Origin of the sequence: Streptomyces sp. NBC_00536, from assembly GCF_036346295.1 — a bacterium.
Lineage (GTDB): Bacteria > Actinomycetota > Actinomycetes > Streptomycetales > Streptomycetaceae > Streptomyces.
This window is the reverse complement of sequence record NZ_CP107819.1, coordinates 6461048-6465330: the sequence shown is the minus strand read 5'-3', so window position 1 is coordinate 6465330 and position 4283 is coordinate 6461048. Positions and strand designations below refer to the sequence as shown.

4 protein-coding genes are annotated in these 4283 nt (G+C 70.7%); 2 read left to right on the top strand and 2 right to left on the bottom strand.

Annotated elements, in window-relative coordinates:
• Positions 1–463: 463 nt before the first annotated feature.
• The gene (locus tag OHS33_RS27930) at positions 464–1336 is read right to left on the bottom strand and encodes an ABC transporter permease (RefSeq protein ID WP_330333163.1); all 873 of its coding nucleotides are present in this window, start codon (positions 1334–1336) and stop codon (positions 464–466) included.
• Entirely contained in the window at positions 1333–2244 is a 912-nt protein-coding gene (locus OHS33_RS27925) for an ATP-binding cassette domain-containing protein (protein WP_330333162.1), read from the bottom strand. Before OHS33_RS27925 ends, OHS33_RS27930 begins: the two co-directional genes overlap by 4 nt.
• A 135-nt stretch (positions 2245–2379) precedes the next feature.
• Between OHS33_RS27925 and OHS33_RS27920 the strand changes: the two genes are divergently transcribed.
• Positions 2380–3585 (top strand): sensor histidine kinase, encoded by a 1206-nt coding sequence (locus tag OHS33_RS27920; protein ID WP_330333161.1) that lies wholly within the window; start codon positions 2380–2382, stop codon positions 3583–3585.
• Positions 3582–4241: a response regulator transcription factor gene (locus OHS33_RS27915; RefSeq protein WP_330333160.1), complete on the top strand. Its 660-nt coding sequence runs from the start codon at positions 3582–3584 to the stop codon at positions 4239–4241. Before OHS33_RS27920 ends, OHS33_RS27915 begins: the two co-directional genes overlap by 4 nt.
• The last annotated feature ends 42 nt before the right edge of the window (positions 4242–4283 follow it).

Genomic DNA, 4283 nt, shown 5'->3' with positions numbered 1-4283 from the left:
CAGGACCCCTCCTGCTTAACGTCCTGGCCGCGACGTCGGCCGAGGCTGACTGGTGAACTCCAGCCGCCCTTTTCCCTGCCCTGATGCCGGCACGGGTAAATGGCGGCTATGTGCGGCGTCGTTTCCACCGGGAATTCGAACCGGGCTTTATGCCCGCCTTTTCATTTCTCGGTGGAACGGGGCGCCGCAGCTTCCCGGAAAGCCACTATGGCTCAGCCCCCCACGGTGATCAACGTTCTGCCGGGACCCTCCGCCGCCGCCCTCCGGTACCGGATCCGGAGGGGTTCGGGCGTGTCCAAGGGAGTGTTCAAGGGGGTGTTCAACTGCCCTCGCGGATGCAGTTGAACACCCGCCGGATCCAGCGGCCGGCTCCTTGACAGCGCGAGGTCCCGGACAGCAGAAAGTCCCGCCGCCCGGGGAGGGCGACGGGACTTCCCGACGGCACGTCTTGACTAATCGCGTTTCATTCGTCGCGGCGGCTGGAGGCGAAAACGGTGAGCAGGGTGGCGACCAGGGCCCAGCCGGCCAGCGCGGTCCAGGCGCCGGCGGCCGTCCACGGCCATGTCTGGCCGCTGGGCTCGAAGGTCAGGCGCTGCCACGACTGGAGCACCATCGTGTGGAGGATGGAGGCGGAGATGTGGTCCTGCTCGTCCAGCAGGGACGGGACCACGAAGAGCAGGGTGATCGTGGTGACGATGGTGATCGCGCTGTGCCGCAGGATCGCGCCCATCCCCATGCCGACGAGGGCGGACACCGGGGCCAGCACCACGGACGCGGCGAGCATGCGCGGCACGCCCGGGTGGTCGAGGCCGGCGGCGACGCCGCGGCCGGACAGGATCCACTGGACCGCGCCGTAGGAGATCCCCACCGCGAGCAGCCCGAGCACGGTCGTGGTGGCGGCGACCACCCCCACCTTGGCGGCCATCACCGAACGGCGGGCCGGGACCGCCATGAAGGTCGTACGGATCATTCCGGTGGTGCATTCACCGAGCATCGTGATGGCACCGATGGCACCGGCGCCGAACACCATGAAGGTGGCGCTGCCCCGGGGGAACGAGTCCCCCACCGCCCCGTACAGGCGGAAGTACTCCTGCCTGTCCGCGGCGTCGGTGGGATAGCTCAGGTAGTCGCCGTAGGTGGTGCTGAGGCTGACGAACAGGACCACCAGCAAGGTGGCCGCGAAGGCCCAGATGGTCGAGCGCAGCGACCACAGCTTGATCCACTCCGCGGCGAGCAGGTCGGTGAACCGCGCCCGCGGTTCGGGGGCCCGGACGTGGCAGGCCATGGCCTTCGTCGTCATCGTCGTCGTCTTCGTCGTCGTCGTCGGCGCGGTCATCGGGTCTCTCCTGCGAGGTATTCGACGCTGTCTGCGGTCAGTCCCATGAACGCCTCCTCCAGCGAGCCGCTGCGGGCGGTCAGCTCGGTGATCAGGATGCGGTGCTCGAAGGCGATCTCGGCGATCCGGTCCGTGGTGAGACCGACGGCCGTGAACTGCCCCTCGGACACCCCCTCGACCGACGCGCCCTCGACGGTCAGCAGCGGGACGAGCCGCGCGGGATCCGCGGTGCGGACCGACACGCTCCGGCCGGCGCCGCGGTCCGAGAACTCGGTCACGCTCTCGGCGGCGATCAGTTCCCCGCGGCCGAGGACGATGAGGTGTTCGGCGGTGTGCTGCATCTCGGTCATCAGGTGGCTGGAGACGAAGACCGTGCGCCCCTCGGCGGCCAGCCTGCGGAACAGCCCGCGCACCCAGTACACGCCCTCGGGGTCGAGGCCGTTGAGCGGCTCGTCGAAGAGCAGCACCGGCGGGTCGCCGAGCAGTGCGGTGGCGATGCCGAGGCGCTGGCGCATGCCGAGGGAGAAGCCGCCGATCCGGCGGTCGGCCGCCTCCCCCAGACCGACCTCGTTCAGTACCTCGTCGACCCGGCCGCGCGGGATCGCGTTGCTGCGGGCCAGTGCGCGGAGGTGGGCGTGGGCGGTGCGGCCGCCGTGCGCGTCACCGGCGTCCAGCAGGGCGCCGACGTGCCGCATCCCGCGGGGCAGGTCGCGGTACGCGCGGCCGTCCACGGTGACGGAGCCGCTGGTCGGGCGGTGCAATCCGAGGATCATGCGCAAGGTGGTGCTCTTGCCCGCTCCGTTGGGGCCGAGGAACCCGGTCACGTGACCCGGTTTCACGGTGAAGGTCAGGTTGTTGACCGCAACCTTCTTGCCGTAGCGCTTCGTCAGCTCGTGGACTTCGATCATGCGGCTCATCTTGCCTACGGGGCGGTGTTCAGTACATCGCACCAGGGGTGACACCCGGCCGCCCCATCGTGTCACCCAGGGGTGTACTCCCCTGGTCCGATGCCGGTCCGGGAGCGGTCTGGCTACGATCGCCGCATGTACGCCACGCTGACTCTCCCGCTGCTCAAGCGCGTGCCACCGGGTGGCTGGACGGCCCTCACCTGGCTGGTGGTCACCCTCTATCCCACGGTGCTCATCGGACAGGAGGGCGCCCTCGCCTGGATCAACGGCTCCTCCTACACGGGCTACTCGGCCGCGAACCGGGACTGGGCCCTGCTGTGCGCGGCCGCCCTCATCGCCGTGGCGGGCAGCGCGCTGCTGGGCCGCCGGCCGCTGATCGGCATCTTCCTGCTGGCCTTCGCCACACTGGCCGCGAACAACGGGTGGGCGCAGGGGTCGCAGTTGCCGCCCCTGCAGTTCCTGTCCGCGGACATCGCGCTCTGCGTGATCACCGCCACCCGCCCGCGGCGGACCTCGTGGATCGCGGCGGGTCTTCTCGTCCTCGTGGTGGCCGTGCACGAGGCCATGGTTCCCGCCCGCGACTCCGGTGACGCCCAGGGGGCGATCCTGCTGGCGGTCATCGCCTGGCTGATCGGCCACTCGATGCAGCAGGCCCGTGTCCACGCCGAGCAGCTCGGCGCCCAGGCCTCCGCCCAGGCGGTCACCGCCGAGCGGCTGCGGATCGCCCGTGAGCTGCACGACATGGTCGCGCACACCATCGGCATCATCGCCCTGCAGTCGGGCGCCGCACGCCGGGTCATCGAGACCCAGCCGGCCCGGGCCCGGGAGGCGCTGGGTGAGATCGAGACGGCGAGCCGGGAAACGCTGTCGGGGCTGCGCCGCATGCTGGGCGCGCTGCGGCAGCCGGAGGCCGGCGGCGACGCCGAGCCCGCCCTGATGGAGCCCGGTCCCGGTCTGGCGAACATCGACCGGCTCGCCGAGACCACGGCGGCGGCGGGCATCACGGTCGACGTCCAATGGCTCGGGGAGCGGCGGCAGTTGCCGCCCGACATCGAGGTGTCGGCCTTCAGGATCATCCAGGAGGCGGTCACCAACGTGGTGCGGCACGCGGACACGAAGGCGTGCCGGGTGTCCATCGACTGTCAGGACCGTGAGCTGGCCATCGAGGTCGTGAACGAGGGCCGGCGCCGGATCCAGTCCACCGTCACCGGGTCCGGTTTCGGCCTGGTGGGCATGCGGGAGCGCGTCGGTCTGTTGCAGGGCGAGTTCTCCGCCGGTCCGCTTCCCCAGGGCGGCTTCCGCGTCGCCGCCCGTCTTCCCGTCCCGGCAGGAGTCCGATGAGCATCCGCGTGGTATTGGCCGATGACCAGCCGCTGGTGCGCACCGCCCTGCAGATGGTGATGACCGAGGCGCCCGACCTGGAGGTGGTCGGCGAGGCGGGCAACGGGGCCGAGGCGGTGGAACTCACCGCTTCGCTGGAGCCGGACGTCGTCGTCATGGACATCCGGATGCCCGGCATGGACGGCATCGAGGCGACCCGGCAGATCACCGCCGGTCCCTCGAAGGCGCAGATCGTGGTGCTCACCACCTTCGACGACGACGATTACGTGTACGCCGCGCTGCGGGCGGGCGCCTCGGGTTTCCTGGTCAAGGACATGGCGCTGGACGAGATCCTGGCGGCGGTACGGGTGGTCGCCGCCGGGGACGGCCTGATCGCCCCCAGCGTCACGCGCCGGCTGATCAGGGAGTTCGCGAGTCTCCCCGCTCCCGGGGCGCCGAGTGCGCCCCGGCGGACCGTCAGCGGCATCACGGTCCGGGAGCGGGAGGTGCTCAGCCTGGTCGGCCGGGGGCTGTCCAACGCGGAACTGGCCGAGCACATGGTGATCAGCGTCCACACGGCCAAGACCTATGTGACCCGGCTGCTGGCGAAGCTCGACGCCCGTGACCGGGTCCAGTTGGTGATCATCGCCTACGAGGCCGGTCTGGTGTCGCCGTAGCCCTGCTCCACTGCCCGCCGCCGAAGGCCGGCCACCGCGTCC

Excerpts from the sequence above, each read along its gene's own strand:
- OHS33_RS27930 (WP_330333163.1), bottom strand. The coding sequence starts at position 1,336 with ATGACCGCGCCGACGACGACGACGAAGACGACGACGATGACGACGAAG.
- OHS33_RS27925 (WP_330333162.1), bottom strand. The coding sequence starts at position 2,244 with ATGATCGAAGTCCACGAGCTGACGAAGCGCTACGGCAAGAAGGTTGCG.
- OHS33_RS27920 (WP_330333161.1), top strand. The coding sequence starts at position 2,380 with ATGTACGCCACGCTGACTCTCCCGCTGCTCAAGCGCGTGCCACCGGGT.
- OHS33_RS27915 (WP_330333160.1), top strand. The coding sequence starts at position 3,582 with ATGAGCATCCGCGTGGTATTGGCCGATGACCAGCCGCTGGTGCGCACC.